Genomic DNA, 23,287 nt, shown 5'->3' with positions numbered 1-23,287 from the left:
TCATGCTGTATAGAATCTGACAAAAATTAAATGCCGTATTTCTTCTTGAATTTATCTACGCGACCGCCGGCATCCACGAATTTCTGCTTACCGGTAAAGAACGGATGGCAAGCGGAGCAAATCTCCACACGGAGGTTTTGCTTGATGGATCCCGTTTCAAACGTATTACCGCATGCGCAAGTAACCGTCGTTTGATAGTATGTCGGATGAATAGCTTCTTTCATTACTCTTTCACCTCTTTTGCCCTGAAACACCATGTGAATCAGAGTTATCTTTTAGCACACATGATCGGATTATACCATGGAGCTATCCGTGTTGCAAGTGTTTCTTACGCTTGTCAGCCAGTTCCTGCGGGATATGCGTATAGGAGCCGAGCACGACGCCGGGAAGCTCCTCCCGAAAAATATCCAGCATCTGCTTCATCCCGTAACGCTCACCGCGCGGCTTCGGGATAAGCTCCAAATAGCTTTCCGGATCGATGTTCAAATTCCGCAGTTGGATCAGCTTCAGACCGGTTCGGCGCACGAAATCGATCATGGCTTCCATCTCTTCCTCACGATCCGTCACACCCGGGAAAATCAAATAGTTAATCGAAGTGACGACCCCGTGATCCGCCGCATAACGAAGCGATTTTTCCACGTTTTTCAGCGTGTAGCCGCGGGGCTTGTAATAAGCATTATAATGATCGTCCAGAGCACTGATCGTGCTGACCCTCATCAAATCCAGGCCCGCGTCGACAATACCGCGGATATGATCCGTCAGGCCGGCATTCGTATTGATGTTAATAAAACCCGTACTCGTTTGGCGCCGGACTTCCCGGATCGCTTCGATAATCATTTTGGCCTGGGTCGACGGTTCGCCTTCGCAACCTTGCCCAAAGCTGATGATGCTCTCCGGAGTTTTGAGATGCTCCAGCATCACCTGTATGATTTCCTCGACGGTAGGCTTGAAGTTCATTCGTGTCTGAGGCGCAGGAAAGCCGCTGTCCTCAGGCTGTTCGGAAATACAGCCGAAACAGCCAGCATTACAGGAGAAAGAGACCGGAACAGCGCCTTCCCAACGATTCAGGAACGTGTTCGAGGCCGTTAAACATTCGTATCCGAGCGCACAATTGGATAAGTGCTGATAAAGCCGGTTATCTTTATACTGCCCCAGAATGCGCTGCACTTGCAGTTCCAGCTCGTCCGGGTCACAATTCCGGGGATTCCAACGCTCAGGATCGTCACTCGCCTCGGCCGCTACATAAAACCCGCCGTCCTTCCAAACGACCGCGGTATAGCCGAACAAAGGAAGCACCTTATTCTTATCCGCCTTCACATAACCGGGCAGCAGCAGACGGGTAAAGCCCTGCGGCAGTAAAGCGCCGACGGCCGATACTTCTCCAGGGACGATTTGCATTTCGCCCGTTCGCACGTGGATGCCGATGGGGCGAGTGTCCGGCAAACTGACGAGGGTGGCTCCTTCCGGCAGCGGAATGAGCTCTTCTTCCAGCATCTCCATCACCGTATCGCCGCTGCGTCCAAGACCCGTAAAATCCGGATGATCGTAGACGTTGCCATCACGATCGGCATAAACCAAATTCATGAACCTACCCTCCTACGAGACGGAATGCTTAACCCGCCGGGAAGCACCGCCACTGCCGCCAGATTGAGGACCGCCTCCGTTAGGCTCCAGCGTTTCCAGAAACTCTTGATTTGTTTTTGTTTCGCCAAACCGCTTAAAGAAAGCTTCAATATAATCGTGGGAATCATTCATGCCTTTGCGGATCGCCCACACTTTATCAAGCTCCTCTTTGGTCAGGAGCATCTCTTCGCGGCGCGTTCCGGAGCGGCGAATGTCGATCGCCGGGAAAATCCGACGTTCCGCCAGCTTACGGTCAAGGTGCAGCTCCAAATTACCGGTCCCCTTAAACTCTTCATAGATGACGTCATCCATGCGCGAACCCGTCTCAATAAGCGCAGTAGCGAGAATGGTCAGGCTGCCGCCTTCCTCGATGTTGCGGGCAGCGCCGAAAAAACGCTTCGGGCGGTGGAATGCGCCGGGGTCAATCCCCCCGGAAAGCGTACGTCCTGTCGGCGGAACGACAAGGTTGTAGGCGCGAGCCAGACGCGTAATGCTGTCAAGCAGAATGACAACGTCTTTCTTGTGCTCTACCAGCCTCTGGGCGCGCTCGAGCACCAGTTCGGCCACCTTGATATGGTTTTCCGGAACCTCGTCAAACGTAGATGCGATGACTTCGCCTTTTACCGAACGCTGCATATCCGTCACTTCCTCTGGACGCTCGTCAATCAGAAGCACGAACAGCTCTACATCCGGATGATTCGTTGAGATGCTGTTGGCAATTTCTTTAAGCAGCAGCGTTTTTCCTGCTTTCGGAGGAGCAACGATCAATCCCCGCTGTCCAAAACCTACGGGAGTTAACAGATCCATCAATCGGGTAGAAAGTTTGGTAGGGGAGGTTTCCAAGATTAGTCTCTTTTGCGGATAAAGAGGTGTCAACGCCGGGAAGTGAAGGCGTTCCGCCGCTGTTTCCGGATCCTCGCCGTTCACGGCTTCCACGTGCAGCAAACCAAAATACCGTTCGTTCTCTTTGGGAGGCCGGCACTTCCCTGAAACCATGTCGCCGGAGCGAAGATCAAATCTGCGAATCTGAGAAGCGGAAATATAAATATCCTCACTGCTGGGCAAATAGTTGATCGGACGTAGAAATCCGAACCCTTCCTGTAGGACGTCCAGCACGCCCTGCATAAACATCAAGCCGCTTTGCTCGGCCTGAGCACGTAAAATCGCAAAAATAAGTTCCTTTTTTTTCATCTGCCCGTAATACGGAATTTGATGCTTTTTAGCCAGCTTGTATAATTCCGTGAGCTTCAGCGCTTCCAATTGCGCCAGATGCATATCCATACATATCCAACCACCAAACTATTAAATTTTCAAACTTTGCAAATGATCTATTATAGCCATACCCAATTTGAAAGAAAAGTATACCGCTTCTTCATTCGTGCTGCCGCCAAACTTCGGCCCCCAGATTTGATAGATTGGTCACGAGATGATCGTAGCCCCGATCGATATACTCCACGCCGGTGATCTCTGTAATGCCGTCCGGAACGATCAGCCCGGCGATCACAAGCGCTGCTCCTGCGCGAAGATCGGTCGCTTTCACCTTGGCCGCCGTAAGCGGGCCTCCTTCGATAATGGCCGAACGTCCTTCTACTTTAATACGCGCGCCCATGCGATGGAGTTCAGGGATATGCTTGAATCGGTTGCTGTACACATAGTCCGTCAGAATGCTGACACCCTTGGTTTGCGTAAGCAGACTGCTCATAGGAGACTGAAGATCCGTTGCAAAGCCCGGATATACCAGCGCCTTGACATCAACACTTTCATAATCCGTCTGTCCTACGACGCGAATCGATTCGTCCATTTCGTAAATATGCACGCCCATCTCCTGCAATTTGGCCGTAATGGCCTCCAAATGCTTAGGAATGACGTTGTCCACAATGACGTCGCCACGTGTCGCAGCGGCGGCAATCATATAAGTTCCCGCCTGAATCCGGTCCGGAATAATGGAGTGCCTGCAGCCGTAAAGCGCATCCACGCCTTCAATCCGTATCGTCTCGGTCCCTGCGCCTTTGATTTTAGCTCCCATCGAGTTCAAAAGTGTCGCTACGTCTATAATTTCAGGCTCTTTTGCCGCATTTTCAATCGTTGTAACGCCTTTGGCACGCGATGCCGCCAGCATGATATTGATCGTCGCCCCTACGCTGACGACATCCAGATATATTTTGGCTCCGTGCAATTCCTTTGCCTTGATATGCAGAGCCCCATTTTCGTTCGTAACCGATGCCCCCAATGCTTCAAAGCCTTTGATATGCTGGTCGATTGGCCGCGGTTCAAAATTACAGCCCCCAGGCATGCCGATCGTCGCTTCCCGAAATCGACCCAACAGTGCTCCCATTAAATAATATGATGCTCTAAGTTTTTTAACATTACCGTTAGGCATCGGCCTGGAAATCAGCCGACTTGGATCGATGACCATTCTATCATGATTCCAGTCGACCGTTGCGCCAAGTTCCTCCAGAATCTCCGTATAAATCGCAACGTCACTCAATTCAGGCAAATTGTCAAGCGTTACGGCGGATTCCGATAAAATGGCAGCCGGTATAAGCGCGATCGCGCTATTCTTGGCTCCGCTGATTTGGACCGTTCCCCGCAGCGGGCGCCCGCCGGCAATCATCAGTTTTTCCATTTCGTTGTTTTTCCTCCTACTTCACCACATGTAAGGTGATCAAGCAAATACACTGATAAGGGTAAAAAAACAGAAGGGAAACACACCTAAACCAGTGTATTTCCCGCTGTATCCTTAAGCTTGGTTGGCACTTCCGAACAGCTGGATTTTGGATTTGACCACTTCAACCATGGCCTTGCGAGCAGGAGTGAGGTATTTACGAGGATCGTACACTTTTGCGTCTTTGTTCAGCACTTCGCGGATCGTTTGCGTACAAGCCACCTGATTCTCGGTGTTGACATTGATCTTGCCTACACCTGCAGCAATGGCTTTGCGAATCATCTCATCCGGAACGCCGGAGCCGCCGTGCAGTACAACCGGTACCGGAATCGCGCTCGCCACCTTGTCGATGATGTCAAAGCGGATATTCGGCTCTCCCGCGTACATTCCGTGTGCCGTACCTACGGCAATGGCCAGGCAATCGACACCGGTTTCCTCGTAAAAACGGATCGCTTCTTCCGGTTTAGCCAAAGCAGCGTCAGCCTCATCCACACTGATATCGTCTTCTACACCGCCGATGGTCCCAAGCTCTCCTTCAACGGATACCCCCATCGCATGAGCTGCTTTCACCACTTCTTTGGTCAAACGAATATTTTCCTCAAATGAATAGTGCGAACCATCAAACATAACGGAGCTGAAGCCTGCACGGATACATTTCATGGCTACTTCAAAGCTGCTGCCGTGATCCAAATGCAGCGCGATGGGAAGTCCCGATTTCTTCGCTGCAGCTTCAGCCAATGCCACTGTATATTCGATCCCCATATATTTCAGGGCGCCTTCGGAAACGCCAAAAATGAAAGGCGATTTTAATTCTTCAGCCGCCTCCGTAATCGCTTGAGCGAATTCCAGATTATTCATGTTAAACTGGCCTACGGCAAATTTATTTGCCTTGGCTTTAGGTAAAAATTCATTCATGGAAACAAGTGGCATAGTATTTCTCTCCTTCTAAGTATAATTTGAACTTTCCGGCTTGTATACCGTTCTAAAGTCATACTGGCCCATTATACCATACAAATGGACAAACGAGAATCCCGTGACCCGGCTCCCTCAGCATATGAACGGTATGAAAACGGGAACAAACGCAGTGACATCAGCAATAGGCCATACGATGATCGGCATACGGAAGAAGGCTTTCGGTGAAGAAACATCCGAGGTTTGGAGCAGCTATTCCTGCAGATTTAGTTTCCACCGCAGTGGACTTGTCTAATCTTGTATTTTAAAAAAAGAGACCCTTTTCAGGATCCCACGGCGTATGAACTGTTATTCGAGGAACGAAGATGCTGATTAACGGCTTGACGGAGCTCATCGATATCGAACGGCTTCGTAAAGTGCATAATCGCTCCAAGATCAGTAGCTTCTTTAATCATGTCCAGCTCCCCGTAAGCCGTCATCATGATGACTTTAATCGAAGCGTCAATGCTCTTGATGTGCTTCAAGATATCAAGACCGTCCATTCCGGGAATCTTCATATCCAAAAGAACAAGATCGGGCGACACGTTTCTTACGATCTCAAGCGCCAACTTACCATTGGATGCCTGATATGTCTCGTACCCTTCACTGCTGAATACCTCCATCAGCAATATACGGATACCATTCTGGTCATCAACGATGAGCAGTTTCTTCTTCAAGTGAGTACCCTCCCATTTTCGTTTTCCCAATGCATTTGGGAAATTCCGTCCTGATTTGTACACCTAACAAAATATTCTATACCGGAAACGCGATTCCTGCTGTCTCCACCAAAAAATTTTGAAAAGTTTTACAAATTAAGCAGACATTACAGCCTCCGTCCGTTTCGCCGAGTCGAAGGCTGTTATTCGGCTGTCTGCCTATCCATTACGGAAAGCAGGGCACTCCCGACATATCAAGATTATCGCCCGTGTGTGTAAGCCGCTTGTACAAAATGCTTAAACAGCGGCTGCGGACGGTTCGGTCTCGAAGTAAACTCCGGATGGAACTGCACCGCCAAAAACCAAGGGTGGTCCGGACATTCAATGATTTCCACCAAGCGGCCGTCAGGACTGGTTCCCGAAATATGCAGGCCTGCGGCTTCAAGCGTTTCACGGTATTCATTATTAAACTCATACCGGTGACGATGACGTTCGTATACGAGCTCGTCCCCATAGCAGCGCATCGCGAGCGACCCTTCTTTGAGCTTGCAAGGATACAATCCAAGCCGCATCGTTCCGCCCAAATCCTCAATATCCTTCTGCTCAGGCAGCAGATCGATGACCGGATAAGGCGTCGTAGGGTGAATTTCCGAGCTGTTCGCACCCTCAAGCTTGAGCACCGAACGGGCATACTCGACGACGGCCACCTGCATGCCGAGACAGATGCCGAAGAACGGAATTTTGTTCTCGCGGGCATAACGAATCGCCGTCACTTTGCCCTCGATGCCGCGGTCTCCAAAACCGCCGGGAACCAGAATTCCCTGAACGCCGCCCAACAGCTCGCCGACGTTGTGGTCGTACACTTCTTCCGCATTCACCCAGCGGATTTTCACTTCGGTGTTGCAATCGATACCGGCATGGCCCAGCGCCTCGACAATGCTCAGATAAGCGTCATGAAGCGCTACGTATTTACCGACAATGGCGATTTCGGTCGTTTCTTTAGGCGATTTAACGCGTTTGATCAGGTTTTCCCATTCCGTCATATCCGGCTCGTTCGCGGACAGCTTCAAATGATTCACCACGATGTCGTCAAGCCCCTGCTCGCGAAACATCATCGGAACCTCATATAACGTTTCTGCATCGCGCGCTTCGATAACGGCGCCCGGGTCGATATCACAGAACAACGCCAGCTTCCGCTTCATGTCTTCAGCCAGCGGGTGCTCCGTGCGGCAGACGATAACTTGAGGTTGAATGCCGATGCCGCGGAGTTCTTTTACGCTGTGCTGAGTCGGCTTTGTTTTGACCTCTCCTGCCGCCTTCAGATACGGAATCAGTGTGACGTGAATATACATCACGTTATCCCGGCCGATGTCGCTTTTTATTTGACGAATGGCTTCGAGGAACGGGAGGCTCTCGATATCGCCTACCGTACCCCCGATCTCTGTGATGACTACATCCGATTGGGCTTCGCGCCCGGCCCGGAACACCCGCTCCTTGATCTCGTTTGTGATGTGAGGGATGACTTGCACCGTGCCGCCCAAATATTCTCCGCGGCGTTCTTTTGCGATGACGGAGGAGTACACTTTGCCTGTCGTGACGTTGCTGTTCTTGGACAGATTGATATCGATGAAACGTTCATAATGGCCAAGGTCGAGGTCTGTCTCCGCACCATCGTCCGTTACGAATACTTCCCCATGCTGATAAGGACTCATTGTTCCCGGGTCGACGTTAATATACGGATCGAATTTCTGAATCGTGACCTTTAGCCCGCGGTTCTTGAGCAATCTTCCGAGCGACGCCGCCGTAATGCCTTTACCAAGCGAAGAAACAACGCCTCCGGTCACGAAAATATACTTTGTCATTATGTAATACCTCCCAAGTTTAGCTTGCCTAAAAAAAAAGAAAAAGCCCCCGCTCCGGCGGGGCACTTTTATCCAAAAGGACCTCATGGTCCGTAATGTTCATCCAAAGCCCAGAAAATAGTTTACTCTGATCGGGTCAACCTGTCAAGGAGAAAGGAGGCGCAGCTATTATTTGTCATTTTTATCGTCGTCTGCACTTTCGAAATCTTCTTCCAGATCGTCGAGGTCATCCTCCAGATCGGAAACTTCCTCATCAAGTTCCACTTCATCCAGGACTTCTTCGTCAGCCTCCTCTTCTTCGAAGAATTCGGTCTCTTCCTCCACCTCATCCTCCGAATCGTAGTCGTCGCGAGGAGAATCGTAGCTGTCATAGTCTTCTTCAGCAAACGTATCTTCTTCTTCAGCGAACAAATCCTCATCATCCAAGTCATCGTCTTCATCGTTAATGATGCGCGGACGTTTGCCGCTGCCCACAGCATCCTCGGATTTCTCCACGGGATACCAACGCTTCAGGCCCCACAGGTTGGTGCCTACACATGCAAAACGACCGTCAATGTTGATCTCGGTATATAGCTGGGCGATGACCTGCATTACCTCGTCATCGGACAGACCTTTTATTTTGGCGATTTCCATCATCAGATCCCGATAGTAAAACGGCGTATTCGCCGCCTTCAGCAATTCAAAGGCGAGATCCACCATAGGCATTTCCTTGGCTTGCTCCGTACCGATTTTAAGCAGGTTCTGAGCACTCATTTCGGGGCACATCCTTTCCGACATTTATATGCGCTTGCAACTGTTACAGAGAAGCGTGGCCGCTCACAGTCGGCAACTTTATCACTACAATATCCACTATCTTCAATTAGTAAACCTTATTTTATCCAAAAATGCAACTGGTTGACGGGGTTTTAGCGAAATGAAACGAAGGATTACGCCGTATGCCGTAACCCGATCCTGTGCCGGACGGCCCATTAGGCGGAATCCTTCGTTCCTGACTGTATCCCCAAAGGACCAAAGCCGGACTCTTGAGCCTTCCCTTGCTCCTCTGACCCTAGAAGAGGGAACACCAGACACTCCCCCTTGATATCGTATGTAGCCCCATGCGCTTTGACACATGCCTACAACCTATTTATTTGGCATAAGGTTATGCGCTCATACGGGAGTATACCCTCCTACATACGATAACTAAGGAACGCTCGCCAGCTAAAGGGGGGGAGGAAGATTATGAATCCTTCAGCATTTGTTGCGTGGCTTCATGAGGCGGTGGTCGATTCGAAGAACGCCGAGAAGCGGCATATTATCCGCTTTGCTCATGGGCGCGATTACGCTGCTTTTGCCCGGCTCATCAGCCGGCAGCGCAAATCCCTGCCCCTGCTTCGACACATTCAGCCGCTCAGGCTGATTCGCGGTATCTCGTGTACTTTGCGTTCGACGGAAAAGCTCAGTTCCGTTCCTTTTATCCATTTTGTCGAAGAAGACAACCGCGCAAAAGTACACAGCTTTTGGAATATGTCTATGGCCAGAACGTTATCGCCCTCCGAAGGCGGCAGGTCAGCCGAGAAAACAGTCATTCCTTGGGGAATAAAGCATATCCGCGCACCCCAGACCTGGAGGAAATCCCGGGGCGAACGAGTCCGCATCGGCATCATCGATACCGGAGCGGATTATTCCCATCCCGATCTTCGCCATTGCCTCTCCCGGGGCGTGAATATTTTGAACCGCCATTTGCTTCCTATAGACGATAACGGCCATGGGACGCATATCGCAGGAACCATTGCCGCTTATACCCAGAACAAAGGAATGATCGGCGTAGCGCCCGGCGCGCTCATTCATCCGGTAAAAGCGTTCGATCACCAAGGGGGTGCCTTCGTCTCGGACATTGTCAGCGGGATTGAATGGTGCGTCTCGAACGGCATTCAACTGATTAACATGAGCTTCGGCATGAAAACGTACAGCAGAGCGTTGGAGGCTGCCGTCCTCAGCGCTTACCGGGCGGGCGTCATCATCGTCGCCTCTTCAGGCAACGAAGGCAAGCAAGCGGAAGTCGACTACCCTGCGCGGCTTCGGCAGGTTATTGCCGTCGGCGCCACAACGCGCAAAGGACGAATTGCACCTTTTAGCAATGTAGGCAAACAAATTGATATTTATGCTCCCGGCGAGAAAATCTATTCCACCTGGCCGCGAGGCAAATACCACGAGCTGAGCGGCACTTCGATGGCGACCTCGCACGTGTCGGGCGTGATCGCCCTCATGCTTGCGCGGCGACCGGGACTGAGGCCGCTCGCCGTAAAGAGAATTTTAAGGAAAAACGCCCGATTTATTATCAAATCCGGAAAAAAAATCAGCAGCGTGAAAGAAATTCATGCCTTCCGCGCGGTACAGGCCGTAGACAAATCATCCTGACAGGTCAGCAGGCCCGGCCGGATCCGGGATCCGAATCCTTCTGCGGTACGGCACGAAGCAAGAGACGGTATTCCCCGCCATCTTCGCCCATCACAGACAGCTTATAGCTCCAGGCAATGGTCAGCGGACCGCCCGGAGCGCTTATGTCGTCCAAGCTGTCCGGTGGGCCTTCCTGCCGTACATCCAGACTGAGGGTTTCCGTTTCCAGTTCGATTCGGCCTTGCGGGGTTTGCAAGTACCCTGTATGCCGCTTCCCGGGGATAAAGGTTTGTTCAAGCCGAATATCGCCATGACGTACGATGCGCAGCTCTCCTTGTCCTGCCTTGACCATAGTAACGGTTCGGCCCATTTCCGCTTCGGGCGGTTCATCGTAACGAACGTACACCTGTTCCCCTTTCAGAAACAAGTCCCCATCCATACGCCGCACGATGCGTTCTCCCGCGGCAAAGCTTTCTAATATAATGTCGACCCGGCGCCTGTGGGCTGCCGATGTGTGCTTGTCCGTCATCTCAACGATCCTCTCCCGTAATTACTGCTTTTGAAACCTGCTCCGTTTATTTTACGTCAAATAGGGTTAAAGCGATACTTTTGTATCTGCTTTCGCATGTTGATTCCATAATTCCCGGAGGATGTGTTCATTCATGGATTTGAGCACAAGGAAGGCGAAAAGAAAACTATCCCGAAGAACATTCCTCAAGAAGGCGGCCCTAACAGCAGCAGGTATCATAGCCCTACCGCCGACCGCCTATGGATATGCCCGATATGCCGAACGCCGCTGGCTTGAAGTGAACAAAGTCACGCTGTCTTTGCCGAGATTGCCTCAGGGAATGGACGGCATCCGAATTGTCCAATTCAGCGATGTCCATCTGGGCTTCCATTACGATACGGATGAGCTGTTCCGGCTGGCGGAAACGATCAACGGACTCCAGCCTGATATCATCTGCTTCACCGGCGATTTGGTCGATTACGAGATCGGCAAGGACGGGGTACGTTATGCGGAGGCCTTGGCGAACATGAAGGCGGCGCTCGGCAAGTTTTCAGTGCTCGGAAACCATGATTATTTCAATGAATCCGCCGAAGTAGCCGGGCTCCTGACCGAGGGCGGATTCCGCATGCTTCGAAATGATTTGGCGGCCGTACAACACGGAGGAAGCACGATGTGGATCGCGGGCGTAGAAGACATGTGGATGGGGAAACCCGATGTGAAAGAGGCGACACGCCTGGCCAAGCCGAAAGACTTCGTCATGCTGCTGGCGCACTGCCCCGACTTTGCCGACGTCGCCGTTGACCACCAGGTGGATTTACAGCTGTCGGGCCATACCCACGGCGGCCAAGTACGGATCCCGCTGCTGGGGCATGTCGTGACCCCCAAGTACGGCAAGAAGTATGTGATCGGCGGATACACGATCGGCGATCACAAGCTGCAATTATACGTAAACCGGGGCATCGGCGTCTCTCAGCACCCCATCCGCTTCCTGTGCCGCCCGGAGCTTACGGTGCTCACGCTGCGCCAAGCTTAAGCAGGCCGGGGCCCCAGCATACATCAGACAAAAAACCGGCCCTTCGCCTGAAAGTAAGACGAAAAGACCGGTTTTATTCATCTGGATGTTATTTCACCAAGCCGAGCAGCATTTCGCGGATCAGCTTGCTGGCGACGATCTGGGTTTGCTCCGTCGGATCGTAAGCCGGGGCAACCTCGACGATGTCGGCGCCGACGAAATTCAGCTCCGAAGCGGCCATCGCGTGAATCGCGGCAAGCAGCTCCTTCGACGTAATGCCGCCCGCTTCCGCGGTTCCCGTGCCCGGGGCGCACATCGGATCCAGCACATCAATGTCGATCGTCAAATAGACAGGACGTCCGGCAAGCTCCGGCAGCACTTTCTTCAGCGGCTCAAGCACCTCGAACGGGTAGAAATTAATGTTTTCGCGGCCGAACCGGAACTCCTCACGGGAGCCCGAGCGGATGCCGAACTGATAAATGTTCCTGCCGCCCATCAGTGCAGCCGCTTTGCGGATCGGCGTCGAGTGGGACAGCGGCTCGCCTTCGTACTGCTCGCGCAGATCGGCATGGGCGTCGATGTGAATCAAAGCGAGATCCGGGTACTTGGCGTACACTTCCCGGATGACAGGCCAGGATACGAGATGCTCGCCGCCGAGGCCAAGCGGAAATTTACCGTCAGCCAGCAGGCCGCGCACATACTCGCCGATGATCTCCAGGCTGCGTCCCGCGTTACCGAATGGAAGCAGGAGGTCCCCTGCATCAAAATAAGTGATATCTTCAAGGCTTTTATCCAAATACGGACTGTACTCCTCCAGACCGATCGACACCTCGCGAATGCGCGAAGGGCCGAACCGGGAACCGGGACGGAAGCTGACCGTATAGTCCATCGGCATGCCGTAGATGACCGCCCGGGACGCCGCATAGTCGTCCGAGCTGAGAATAAAGACGTTACCGGAATATTTTTGATCGAGTTTCATAGATTCAGACCTCCTTGGTTTGGCGGTTACTTCGTTAAATCTTCCACAAACTTCGGGAGCGCGAAGGCCGCTTTATGCAGGCGCGGAGTGTAATATTTCGTATCGATCTCCGGAATCTTCGTTTCATCGACAGCAAGCGGATCATATTTTTTACTGCCCATTGTGAACGTCCAAAGGCCGCTCGGGTAAGTCGGAATATTGGCACAGTATACGCGCACAATCGGGAAAATCTCTTTTACGTCGCGATTGACGCTTTGGATCAGGTCCGCCTTGAACCAAGGGTTGTCCGTTTGCGCAACAAAAATACCGTCTTCCTTGAGCGCATCGTAAATTCCTTTATAAAACCCTTGTGTAAACAGCGATACGGCCGGGCCAACCGGCTCGGTGGAGTCCACCATGATCACATCATAGGTGTTCTTATGGTCGTGAATATGCATGTAGCCGTCGTTCACGATCACTTCTACGCGCGGGTTGTCCAGTGCGCCGGCGATCGAAGGCAGATACTTCTTGGAATACTCGATGACTTTGCCGTCGATTTCAACGAGAACCGCTTTTTCCACTTCCGGATGCTTCAGCACTTCGCGGATGACGCCGCCGTCGCCGCCGCCGACGACCAGAACATGTTTCGGATTCGGATGCGTATTGAGCGCCGGATGCGCCACCATCTCATGATAAACGAACTCGTCCTTCACGGTAGTCATGACCATTCCGTCCAACACGAGCATCGTGCCCCATTCGGCCGTTTCGATCATCGCAAGATCTTGAAAATCCGTTTTTTCCGTAACGTGAGTCTTGCTGATTTTTGCCGTAATGCCGAAGTTATCGGTTTGTTTTTCTGTGTACCATAATTCCATATGTAATTCCACCTTTCGCAAAAGCGCATATTCATCGGCTTCCATCCCAATGGAGAAACCGCAGGACGGGCGGACAACTGTTATTTTGGTATGTTTCAGCCGGTCTCTTGCATGTCAAATTGTATTATAGTGGATCTACCCGAAAATGCAAATACGAACGCCGGGAATCCGAACGATTTTTAAAAAAATTTAACGTTTCTGTTACATTCGCATGAATAGGGTTTTCTATGTTTTTCCATACTGGATAATAGAACTTATTTTCCCGGGAAAGGAGCGAATGACATGAGCGAAGAGCGGAGTAAACGGACGGCCGCAGAAACCGATCCCTTGGAACGCTTGGGGAAACGATTGAAGAAGTGGATATCATTTTCTTTTACTTGTCTGATGTTGAGCGCAGCCGCTTTGCTGGTTCTCATACTGTTCATGCGTTCGCAGTCGCTTCCCGTATCGAAAATGGCGATGGCTTCCGAAATGTACGATGTGCACGGCACCATGATCGAAGCGTACGGCGGGAGCAAAAACCGCCAGATGATTTCCCTGAAGGAGATGTCCCCGAAGGTAATTGAAGCGACGCTGGCGATTGAGGACCGGAACTTTTACGGCCACTTCGGCTTCGATCCCAAAGGCATAGCCAGGGCCGCCTGGGTAAACCTGCAGCATATGTCCAAGGTCCAGGGAGCAGGCACCATTACCCAACAGCTGGCGCGGAACCTGTATTTAACACATGAGAGAACATGGACGCGCAAAATCAAGGAAACCTACTATGCCGTACAAATGGAGCTTCAAATGAGCAAGGATCAAATTTTGGAGCAATATTTGAACCAAATTTATTACGGGCACTCTACATACGGCATTCAAGCGGCTTCCCAGCTGTTTTTCGGCAAGAACGCATCCGAGCTGTCCCTTGCCGAAAGCGCCCTGCTGGCAGGGATACCGAAGGGCCCGCGCTATTATTCCCCCTATTATGATTTGCAAAATGCGATGAACCGGCAAAAAACGGTGCTGCAAACCATGGTCGAGGCCGGCTATATTACGCAGAAGCAGGCGGATGAAGCGGCGCGGGAAAAGCTGAACATCCTGCCGCTGGCAAACAAAAAGCCTGTGACGGCGCCTTATTTTCACGACTATGTGCGGAGGCTGGGCACGGAATTGCTCGGTATGGAGGAAAAAGAGTTCGAGGAAAGCGGACTTCGCATCTATACATCCCTGGATCTGAAAGCGCAAAAGATTGCGGAAGACGTCGTCACGGAGCAGCTGAAGGACTTCCCGGAGATTCAGACGGCTCTTGTCGCGATCGATCCCCGCAACGGTTATGTCAAGGCGATGGTCGGCGGGCGCAATTACGGGGAGAACCAATATAACCGCGTGTTCGCGAATACGCGGCAGCCGGGGTCGTCTTTCAAGCCGATCGTGTATTTAACGGCGCTGAAGGAAAAGCATTTTTCACCGGTCACCCGGTATCTCAGCGAACCGACGACATTCACCTACGATCAGGGACGGCAAACCTACACGCCCAGCAATTTTGGCAATAAATACTTCGACTGGATTGATTTGCGTACGGCGATTGCCAAATCAGACAATATTTTTGCCGTGCATACGGTGTTGGAAACAGGACCCGAACGCGTCATTGAGATGGCAAGACGGATGGGCATCACAAGTCCGATGAAGCCGATGCCGTCTTTGGCGCTCGGCACTTTTCCGGTCAGCCCGTTCGAAATGGCTTCAGCCTTCGGCATCTTGGCCGGGCAAGGCGTTCGCGTCGAGCCGACAGCGATTCTGCGCATTGAAGACCGGCGCGGACGCGTGCTCTATGAGGCCGCGCCAAAGCAGGAGACGGTCATTGAGCCCGCGTACACCTACGTGCTGACCAAGCTGATGGAGGGCGTCTTCGACCAAGGCGGCACGGGCAGCCGTGTATCAAGCGTGCTGAAGCGCCCCGTTGCCGGCAAAACCGGCACGACGAATACGGACGCATGGCTTGTCGGCTACACGCCGGAGCTGTCGACGGCCGTATGGGTCGGCTATGATAAGGACCGCAACATCAGCGCGGTCGAATCTCACCTCGCGGCGCCGATCTTCGCCGAGTTCACGGAACGGACGCTGGAGTCGGTGCCCCCGAAGCTGTTCCCGATCCCCGAAGGCGTCGTGAATGTCTACATCGATCCGGCGACCGGCAAGCTGGCCAACGAGAGCTGTCCCGATTCACGGATGGAAGCGTTCGTTCAAGGCACGGAGCCAACGGAATACTGCACGCAGCAGCCGGCCCGGAATGACGGAGACCAGAATTCCGAACCGGCGAAAAGAAAACAAAACGGCACGTGGTGGGAAGACCTGAAGCGTTGGTGGAACAGCTAGCACCGGGAGCAGAATGGGAAGCAAGCGGGCTGCGTACGCCGGCCGCAAGTACGACATGAAGCGCTTGGGGGATTGCCTCTCAAGACAGCCTTCAACTCACTAAAGCGTACGTAGAACCATCATCGAAGCTGAAAAAGAGGGGCGTCAAGCGCCCCTTCCTCCAATCATGTCTCTTATTTGCCCAAAAACGAATTCAACATCCACACATGCTTCTCAAGACTGGAATGAATGCCGAGGAGCAGGTCGCCGGTCGTTTCGTCTTTTTCCGATTCGGCCAGCTTCATCCCCGTTTTCAGCTCACCGACCATGGTCTCAAAATCGTCAACGATCGATTTGACCATCTGTTCGGCAGTCTCTTTGCCCGTGGCGTCCCCGACGGAAGCCAGCTCCAGGCAGCCCTTCATTGTAGCGACGGGCAGGCCCCCGAGCGACAGCAGACGTTCGGCGAGAGCATCCACATGTGCCGCCGCTTCCGTATAGAGCTCTTCGAATTTGGTATGAAGCGTAAAAAATTGCTGTCCCTTCACATACCAATGATAATTATGAAGCTTAACGAACAAGACGGACCAATTGGCGATTTGTCTGTTGAGCGTTTCGTGTAAGGTTAGCTGCATACTTATTTTCTCCCCCTCTTTTGATTTATTTTTTTCCAAGCTAGTTTTTCGGCATAAATTCGCTGATGTCGAGGCCCAGTCCTTGCGCAAGTCTCATGCCGTACTCCCGGTCCGCGCGGAAGAAGTTGCATACGGCACGGAGTTGAATCTTTTCATTGGTTTGCTTCAAATCATTGACCAGATTGCTGAGCAAATGATCGCGCTCCTGATCGGAGAAGCTGCGGTAAAGTTCGCCCGCCTGTGTGAAATCGTCCGTTTTATCGATGCGCTGACGTCCTGCGACACCATAAAGCGGCGAACGGCTTTCCACATACTCCGGAGCCTCCTTCGGACTTTCCTCGAAGCTGTTCGGCTCGTAGTTAACCGGGCTCGGATCCTGCTTCACGTTCATGAAGCCGTCGCGCTGATGATTTCTTACCGGAGCGTACGGACAATTGACCGGAATTTGCAGATAATTGGCGCCCAGACGGTACCGCTGGGTATCCGGATAAGAGAACAGTCTGCCTTGAAGCAGCTTATCTTCCGACGGCTCGATCCCGGGAACCAGCGCGCTCGGAGCGAATGCGGACTGCTCCACCTCCGCAAAATAGTTTTGCGGATTCCGGTTCAACGTCATGGTGCCGACCTTGTGCAGAGGGTACATATCCTCCGGCCATACCTTCGTCGCATCCAGCGGGTCAAACGCAAAGCGGTCCAAATGCTCAACCGGCATCATCTGAACATAGAGCTCCCACTGCGGGAAATTCCCCTTTTCAATGTTATCGAACAAATCCCGGGTAGCGTGGTTAAAGTCTCTGCCCTGCACTTCGCGCGCCTCGTCAGCCGACAAATTCACGACACCCTGAAGCGACTTCCAATGATATTTAACATAAATGACCTTGCCTTCCGCATTCACCCACTTGAAGGCGTGAACGCCAAAGCCGTTCATTTGCCGATAGTTGGCCGGGGTCCCGTTGTCGGAGAACACCCAGGTCATCATATGTGTGGACTCAGGAGACAAGGTCATAAAATCCCAATACCTCTCCGGATCTTGAACGTTCGTGTCCGGGGCGGGCTTTAAGGAATGGACCATGTCCGGGAATTTAATCGCATCGCGGATAAAGAACACCGGCAGATGGTTCCCTACCAAATCATAGTTGCCTTCCTCTGTGTAAAACTTGACAGCAAATCCACGCGGGTCGCGAGCCGTTTCCGGTGAGCCTGTACCGTGGATAACCGTGGAAAAACGGACGAACACCGGCGTCTCCTGCCCCACCTCCTGCAGGAAGTGAGCCTTCGTGTACGCCTTCATGCTGGCCTCCGTCCGGAATACCCCGTGAGCACCTGCGCCGCGGGCATGAACGACACGCTCCGGAATACGTTCGCGGTCAAAGTGAGCCAGCTTTTCGAGCAAATGGTAGTCCTCCAGCAGTGTCGGACCCCGTTGTCCGGCTGTTCTCGAATTCTGGTTATCACCTACCGGCGCGCCTTGATTGGTAGTCAGTCTGTTATGCATATCAAGCAACTCCTTGTATTTAAATTTAGACTTGGTTTAAATCTTGATATGATCATAACATGCGCTGACCGCCAAATCATGATATTCAAATGAAAATTACATGAAAAAATGATGAAGGCGAATCTGCCGCTCACTCATCCGCCAACCGGTACCCCACACCTCTTACCGTAGAGATGTACTTGGCTTCTCCAGCCGAGTCGCCCAGCTTTTTCCTTAAGCTTTTCACATGAACGTCAACCACGTTGCTGCCGCCGAAATACGAGCTCCCCCATAGCTGATTCAAAATATCTTCCCGTGAAAGCACCGCACCCTCCGATTGAAGGAAAAGCTGCAGAAGCTCATATTCCGTTTTCGTCAAATCAAGCCGTACCTGCCCCCGGTAAACCGCCATTTTTCTGGAATCGACCGTCAAATCCTTGAACACACTCCGGCCGGAGGAAACGTCGGGCGTGAACCCGGATTCCGGAACCGCTTCGCTTATGCGCCGCACGGTTTCCCGGATATCGCCGGCAGGCCAGCTGATAAATTCGGCTGCCGAATCTGCTGAAGCAGCTGCCGCCGTCTGCCCGTTCACCAAAAAAAGAAGCCGGGGCTGCCGGAGCGATTGCGAAAATAAAGAAACGGCGTGCTGCGCGTCCCGCTCCACGTCTTGAGACGATGTCAAATCATAGATGATGGTATTTACGTTAAGCTCCTTCATCATCAAGGGATCGTAACGGTGGAACACCAGAATATCGAAGCAGTCCGAAGCCAGCCTGCCAATCAGTTCGCCCAACCGATTCGGAAACGGGCTGATGACAATCACTCTTTGCGTACGGGTGCATACGTTCCCCAGCATCCAAGAATCCTCCTCCCGCAATCGGCTTTGATCCGTAATCTCGAAATTTTGGAACAGATTTACACTTTGTGCTGTGCGCATGTACCGCATACCCCCTCAAAGACAACATGGGAATTGCTGACTTTGTAATTCGTCGCTTTCTCCACCGCCGTAATCCATTCGTCCGGCGTCGGACTCAGTACCTCGTCCACTCGTCCGCACTGTTTGCAAACAATATGATGGTGATCGTCCACTCTTGCATCATAACGGCTTGCCGCTTCTCCCAATTTAAGCTCGCGAAGCAGCCCTACATCCGTCAAATACTTGAGGGAGTTATAAACCGTAGCATAGGCGAACTGCTGGCCTTGCTCTCTCAGTCTCTCCATCACCTCCGCGGCCGTCGGGTGTCCATCGTCATATTGGACAGCCTCAAGAACCGCTTTGCGCTGTGCAGTCAAATTGATTTTATTCATAGGGGTTCATTCCTTTATTTTATATTTAGATTTAGTATAAATCTTATATTGGACTTGGTCAACCAATAATCAACCAAAGGACGTTATCTTCCGTGCTGAAAGGCCGCCGGCAGCTGCGCAAATCGAGTAGGAGAGGGCGACTAACCCCCGTCCTCTCATACCACCGTACATGCGGGTCCGCATACGGCGGTTCCGAAGGTTAACAAAGTTCCAGATAACGAGAAAGCAAACTAAACTTCTCAGCCCTCTTGCTTCCCAGTAGGAAGCCGGGAGGGCATTATTTGTGTTCCGGGACATTTTTCAAGCACCCCGGCGGGAATTAGCCATCATGAGAGCTGCCCATTCAGGCGCCCCAAGTGCCCGAAGCTCGCGGAGACGAGTTCGCACCCATAACGGACAAACCGCAACCCGCGTTTGGTTAGTTCTTTGTCTAGGTCATCCAGCAGGATGTTGGCCAAGAGCGGACTTAAGGGACCGCCTTGCGGCGTACCTTCTTCCGTCCACTCCGGGCGCTCCTCCGTTTTGGACGACTCGTTTGTAAGCGAGCCGAAGGTATCCTTTTCGAGCACCCTCTCCAGCAGTTCGTTCTGGTCTTCGCGAGAGGAAGGGGCGACTTGTGCCGGCGAAGGACTCGGCACCCCGACATACCCTTGCGGCTTCACCGCTGCTCTTTGCCGGAAGCTCTCTTGCGAGATATTCGGCTGTCTGTGCTCTTCGCGCGAACGCATCGGTTTCCTCTCTCCTTTCCCGCGACCACCCAAGTCTACAGCGTCAGCCCTTGGCGGCTTTGGATTTTGCCTTGGTGTGGAGGCTCATCCGACTAACACTGCCTCAAATTGGGTTCGTGTACCTTGGCCCGTGCTTTTGCCTCCGGCTTCCTTCAGATTCCGCCTCGCGGCGGACATCCTTGCCCTTGGCTAACGGTAGGCGCTCGCCAGCCCCCGTTCGGGACTCTCACCCTAGAGATGACGCCCATTGCTGGGCGTACACAACACAAAAAGGCAGACCAAAGGTCTGCCTTTTTGCTGTCCTAGTATATGGTGCATATACTAGGCATTAGTATACATCGTTATGTCAGGCCGTTCAATGACCGTCACATAATGTACAAATTTTACGCAAGCGCTTCTTTGAGTTCCGCTTCGGAGCGTTCCCACATGCCGGGGTCGTTCTCGATCATCAGTTTCTTGAGAGCGGCTTTTTCCCGTTCCCCGAGATTATCGAGCATAATGCGGCGCTTTAGCGCATAATCCATCCGGTTCACATGATCGGCGAGCACTTTCCAGCCTTTGCGCGCCTCCGGATCTACCGTCATCTCGCAGGAAGTGACCCCTGCATAGTATTTGCCGTCCTCCTTGAAATCCACTGCCACCCAAACGATCCAGCAGGGGCGTCCGTTGGGAACCTCATCCTTGTTCGTGGTAAACTTGATCCCTTTTTCTATTTTGCTCTTGGCATGCAGCGCCCCCTGATCGATATAGGCTTCTCCCTCGTCAATAATGACGCAGGATAATTGGCTCAGGTCGATCGAGCCTTGGCCAAAGCCGCGGTGCTTCGTTTCCTTATTGCTGACAATATTAAGTGAAGGCAGTTTTTTCTTTTCATTTATATCCACAAGGCACACCATCCCTATCCTATAATTCAAAGTTCCGCATAGTTCAATCTTACTCGTTATTATTGTAGCCAAAGTACCGGAGCATGTAAATAAATCGAAGCCGCTCCGTTCCCAAACGCAAATGCCCGGGAAAAACCCGTAAAGGAAAAAAGGCAGAAATAATCCTCGTCCCACAAACATATACATGCTGTAGATGCTTGTCAACGGGGTGAATATGGATGAAAAAACGAATCGGCAGCCCCCTTGTATCATGGGGCTTACTTACAATCTTCGCCTGCGGTGTCACACTGCTGACGAATGCCCTGCTGTCGTCCGACTTCCGGTCGGGAACTCCTTCCGCCGGTTGGAAGCTTTCCGCCGAAGCCGCTTACCCTGCCGTGTTCCCTGCTGAAGGGGGGGTGGATCCGCTCAACCTGAAGCCCATAAGGTCAACCGCGGGGCACTCCATCGTTGAGGCGCCGGCATGGCCTCAAGCCAGGGGACAAGCGGACGGCTCATCTACGGGCATTTTTTTGCCGACAGCACATGCGGAGCCGGTTAGCGGACGAGTGAACGAACCGGCGGCCCCTCCTCCCGCACCTCCCAGCTTGCCGGTCAAGCCTGTAGAGAAACCGGCGCCGAAGCCATTATCCAACCGCATCGTCGAGTATCATCTCAACGTAGAACTGGATGCCGATGGCAAGCTGATTAAAGGCACCTCGTCGATGACTTGGAAAAACCCGGGAAGTCGCCCGGTGCAGGAGCTTTATTTTCACTTGTATCCCAATGCGTTCGAGTCCAAGAAAACGACGTTCATGAAGGAATCCGGCGGGAAGCTGCGGGACGATGTCCGCAAGGAAGACAGCTTTGGCAGCATGACGGTCAGCTCCATTCGAACGCTTGACGGAGCCGAGATGGAGCTGATCGACCGGATGGAGTATGTCCAGCCGGATGACGGCAACAAGGACGACAACACCCTGATCAGGGTACCGCTTCCAAAGCCCGTCATGCCGGGCGGAAGTGTAGATCTGCTGACCCAATTTTCCGTGAAGCTGCCGCAGGTTTTCGCCAGAATGGGCTATGCGAACGATTTTGTGATGGCCGGCCAGTGGTTTCCCAAAATCGCCGTATACGAGCCCAAAGGCACCCGCGGCCGGACAGATGAGGGCTGGAATTTGCACCAGTATCACGGGAATTCGGAGTTTTACGCGGACTTTGGCATATTCGACGTTAGAATCAAGGTGCCTTCCGCCTATAAGGTAGCGGCCACCGGCTTCCCGACCAAACCCGTCTCCGATGACGGCAAAACGAAAACCTACTCGTTTTACTCCGACGATGTGCATGATTTTGCCTGGGCCGCTTCGCCGCATTTTATATACCATGAAGAACCCTACGCCACTCCTCATCTGCCCGGCGTCCGCATCAAGCTGTATCTGGATCCGAAGCATGAGCATCTGAAGGCCCGTTATATGACAGCCGCCAAAAAAGCGCTCGCCCGATACTCTCAGTGGTACGGCAGTTATCCTTACAACACGCTGTCGATCGTCGTGCCGCCGGAGGAGGGCAACGGAGCCGGAGGAATGGAATACCCTACGCTGATTACCGCATGGGGAGCAGCCGAAGAGAACCCGAGTCTGGAGCTGGAACGGGTTGTGGTGCATGAAATCGGCCACCAATTTTTTTACGGCATGGTCGCCAGCAATGAATTTGAAGAGGCGTGGCTCGACGAAGGCTTTACCTCTTATGTGGAAGACAAGTTAATGGAAGCGGAATACGGCGTTCGCCCGAATCTGCTCGTGGAGTCGAGCTACATCACCAATCCGGCGGCGCTGCTGAAGAATGCCTGGAGCTATGACGGACACCATCACTATGCCGAGAATGTATATACCCGCGCCAAGCTGGTGCTGAAGGCCATGGAACGTCAGGTCGGAGCAGAGACCATGGACAAGATCATGCGAACGTATTTCCAGCGCTGGAAATTCAAGCACCCGACTACGTCGGATTTTCAACAAGTCGTAGAAGATGTGACGAAAACCAGTTGGCAGCCGTTTTTTGATCAATACGTTTATAACGGCATGATGGTCGACTACGCCGTAACCGGCATCAAAGTGCAGCAGGTGACAGAAAATGGCCAAACCTACTATGAGAACAGCGTGCAGCTGCGCAAGCTTGGAGGCACCTACCAAAATGTCCCGGTCCGTTTTCAATTTGCCGATGGAACACAACTCGATAAAACATGGAACGGCGCCGACAGCGAAGTCATCATGAAGCTGAATCACACGGCTCCGCTGTCGTGGGCGGCCATAGACCCGGAGCACTCTATCGTGCTGGAGAACAAGCGGATCAACGGCTTTATGAAAACGGAAGTCGATAAGAAGCTGTCGGTGCGATGGAACGTAAGTGTTGTGAAAATTTTGGAGACCTTGTTTGGCTGGGTCGCATGGTGAGGTGAG

General features: G+C 52.5%; 20 protein-coding genes and 1 pseudogene. 4 read left to right on the top strand and 17 right to left on the bottom strand.

The annotated features are described in order from the left end of the window. Positions 1 to 26 precede the first annotated feature (26 nt). The 8 genes from rpmE to rpoE all read right to left on the bottom strand — a co-directional run bounded on the left by rpmE (position 27) and on the right by rpoE (position 8,510). Positions 27 to 224: a 50S ribosomal protein L31 gene (rpmE, locus tag BLT35_RS16055; RefSeq protein WP_054817048.1), complete on the bottom strand. Its 198-nt coding sequence runs from the start codon at positions 222 to 224 to the stop codon at positions 27 to 29. Between the two features lie 82 nt (positions 225 to 306). Then, a complete protein-coding gene (locus tag BLT35_RS16050) occupies positions 307 to 1,584 on the bottom strand; it encodes a radical SAM family protein (RefSeq protein WP_062410310.1) in 1,278 nt (425 codons plus the stop codon). Positions 1,585 to 1,596: 12 nt separating this feature from the next. Further along, positions 1,597 to 2,904, bottom strand: coding sequence for a transcription termination factor Rho (gene rho / locus BLT35_RS16045; RefSeq protein ID WP_054817046.1), 1,308 nt, complete (start codon positions 2,902 to 2,904; stop codon positions 1,597 to 1,599). Between the two features lie 91 nt (positions 2,905 to 2,995). Continuing rightward, positions 2,996 to 4,249: a UDP-N-acetylglucosamine 1-carboxyvinyltransferase gene (murA, locus tag BLT35_RS16040; RefSeq protein ID WP_054817045.1), complete on the bottom strand. Its 1,254-nt coding sequence runs from the start codon at positions 4,247 to 4,249 to the stop codon at positions 2,996 to 2,998. A gap of 114 nt (positions 4,250 to 4,363) precedes the next feature. Continuing rightward, entirely contained in the window at positions 4,364 to 5,218 is an 855-nt protein-coding gene (gene fba, locus BLT35_RS16035; protein ID WP_054817044.1) for a class II fructose-1,6-bisphosphate aldolase, read from the bottom strand. 305 nt (positions 5,219 to 5,523) lie between these two features. Next, the gene (locus BLT35_RS16030; RefSeq protein ID WP_054817043.1) at positions 5,524 to 5,916 is read right to left on the bottom strand and encodes a response regulator; all 393 of its coding nucleotides are present in this window, start codon (positions 5,914 to 5,916) and stop codon (positions 5,524 to 5,526) included. Between the two features lie 239 nt (positions 5,917 to 6,155). Further along, positions 6,156 to 7,757, bottom strand: coding sequence for a CTP synthase (gene pyrG, locus BLT35_RS16025; protein ID WP_054817042.1), 1,602 nt, complete (start codon positions 7,755 to 7,757; stop codon positions 6,156 to 6,158). A gap of 168 nt (positions 7,758 to 7,925) precedes the next feature. After that, positions 7,926 to 8,510: a DNA-directed RNA polymerase subunit delta gene (gene rpoE / locus BLT35_RS16020; protein WP_062410309.1), complete on the bottom strand. Its 585-nt coding sequence runs from the start codon at positions 8,508 to 8,510 to the stop codon at positions 7,926 to 7,928. A 468-nt stretch (positions 8,511 to 8,978) separates the two neighbouring features. Between rpoE and BLT35_RS16015 the strand changes: the two genes are divergently transcribed. After that, positions 8,979 to 10,157, top strand: a complete 1,179-nt coding sequence (locus BLT35_RS16015) for a S8 family peptidase (RefSeq protein ID WP_062410308.1) — start codon at positions 8,979 to 8,981, stop codon at positions 10,155 to 10,157. Between the two features lie 4 nt (positions 10,158 to 10,161). Here the strand turns inward: BLT35_RS16015 and BLT35_RS16010 are convergent, their stop codons facing one another. Further along, a complete protein-coding gene (locus tag BLT35_RS16010; RefSeq protein ID WP_074728923.1) occupies positions 10,162 to 10,665 on the bottom strand; it encodes a YwiB family protein in 504 nt (167 codons plus the stop codon). A gap of 133 nt (positions 10,666 to 10,798) precedes the next feature. Between BLT35_RS16010 and BLT35_RS16005 the strand changes: the two genes are divergently transcribed. After that, positions 10,799 to 11,677: a metallophosphoesterase gene (locus BLT35_RS16005; RefSeq protein WP_062410307.1), complete on the top strand. Its 879-nt coding sequence runs from the start codon at positions 10,799 to 10,801 to the stop codon at positions 11,675 to 11,677. Between the two features lie 88 nt (positions 11,678 to 11,765). Here BLT35_RS16005 and speB read toward each other — a convergent pair whose 3' ends face one another. After that, positions 11,766 to 12,635 (bottom strand): agmatinase, encoded by an 870-nt coding sequence (gene speB / locus BLT35_RS16000; RefSeq protein ID WP_062410306.1) that lies wholly within the window; start codon positions 12,633 to 12,635, stop codon positions 11,766 to 11,768. Between the two features lie 26 nt (positions 12,636 to 12,661). Then, positions 12,662 to 13,489 (bottom strand): polyamine aminopropyltransferase, encoded by an 828-nt coding sequence (speE, locus tag BLT35_RS15995; protein ID WP_062410305.1) that lies wholly within the window; start codon positions 13,487 to 13,489, stop codon positions 12,662 to 12,664. Between the two features lie 282 nt (positions 13,490 to 13,771). On the opposite strand from speE, the gene BLT35_RS15990 reads away from it, so the two are divergent. Next, positions 13,772 to 15,844, top strand: a complete 2,073-nt coding sequence (locus BLT35_RS15990) for a transglycosylase domain-containing protein (protein ID WP_062410304.1) — start codon at positions 13,772 to 13,774, stop codon at positions 15,842 to 15,844. Positions 15,845 to 16,017: 173 nt separating this feature from the next. Here BLT35_RS15990 and BLT35_RS15985 read toward each other — a convergent pair whose 3' ends face one another. The 6 genes and pseudogenes from BLT35_RS15985 to BLT35_RS15960 form a co-directional block, all read right to left on the bottom strand. Next, complete coding sequence (locus tag BLT35_RS15985; RefSeq protein ID WP_062410303.1) at positions 16,018 to 16,458, bottom strand: Dps family protein; 441 nt, start codon at positions 16,456 to 16,458, stop codon at positions 16,018 to 16,020. A 40-nt stretch (positions 16,459 to 16,498) separates the two neighbouring features. Then, positions 16,499 to 17,953, bottom strand: a complete 1,455-nt coding sequence (locus BLT35_RS15980; protein ID WP_074728921.1) for a catalase — start codon at positions 17,951 to 17,953, stop codon at positions 16,499 to 16,501. Between the two features lie 130 nt (positions 17,954 to 18,083). Beyond that, positions 18,084 to 18,872 carry a winged helix-turn-helix domain-containing protein gene (locus tag BLT35_RS15975; RefSeq protein WP_054817040.1) on the bottom strand — a complete coding sequence of 263 codons (789 nt, stop codon included), beginning with the start codon at positions 18,870 to 18,872 and terminating at the stop codon, positions 18,084 to 18,086. After that, entirely contained in the window at positions 18,851 to 19,243 is a 393-nt protein-coding gene (locus tag BLT35_RS15970) for a Fur family transcriptional regulator (RefSeq protein WP_054817039.1), read from the bottom strand. Before BLT35_RS15970 ends, BLT35_RS15975 begins: the two co-directional genes overlap by 22 nt. 199 nt (positions 19,244 to 19,442) lie before the next feature. Next, positions 19,443 to 19,743, bottom strand: a pseudogene (locus tag BLT35_RS28065) (hypothetical protein); the annotation flags it as partial. 611 nt (positions 19,744 to 20,354) lie between these two features. Then, positions 20,355 to 20,867, bottom strand: coding sequence for a YwhD family protein (locus tag BLT35_RS15960; RefSeq protein WP_062410301.1), 513 nt, complete (start codon positions 20,865 to 20,867; stop codon positions 20,355 to 20,357). A 206-nt stretch (positions 20,868 to 21,073) separates the two neighbouring features. Between BLT35_RS15960 and BLT35_RS15955 the strand changes: the two genes are divergently transcribed. Further along, positions 21,074 to 23,281, top strand: a complete 2,208-nt coding sequence (locus tag BLT35_RS15955) for a M1 family metallopeptidase (protein WP_074728918.1) — start codon at positions 21,074 to 21,076, stop codon at positions 23,279 to 23,281. The last annotated feature ends 6 nt before the right edge of the window (positions 23,282 to 23,287 follow it).

Origin of the sequence: Paenibacillus naphthalenovorans (assembly GCF_900099895.1) — a bacterium.
Lineage (GTDB): Bacteria > Bacillota > Bacilli > Paenibacillales > NBRC-103111 > Paenibacillus_G > Paenibacillus_G naphthalenovorans.
Note: the sequence above shows the minus strand (reverse complement) of the source record. Positions and strands in the feature narration are given on the sequence as shown.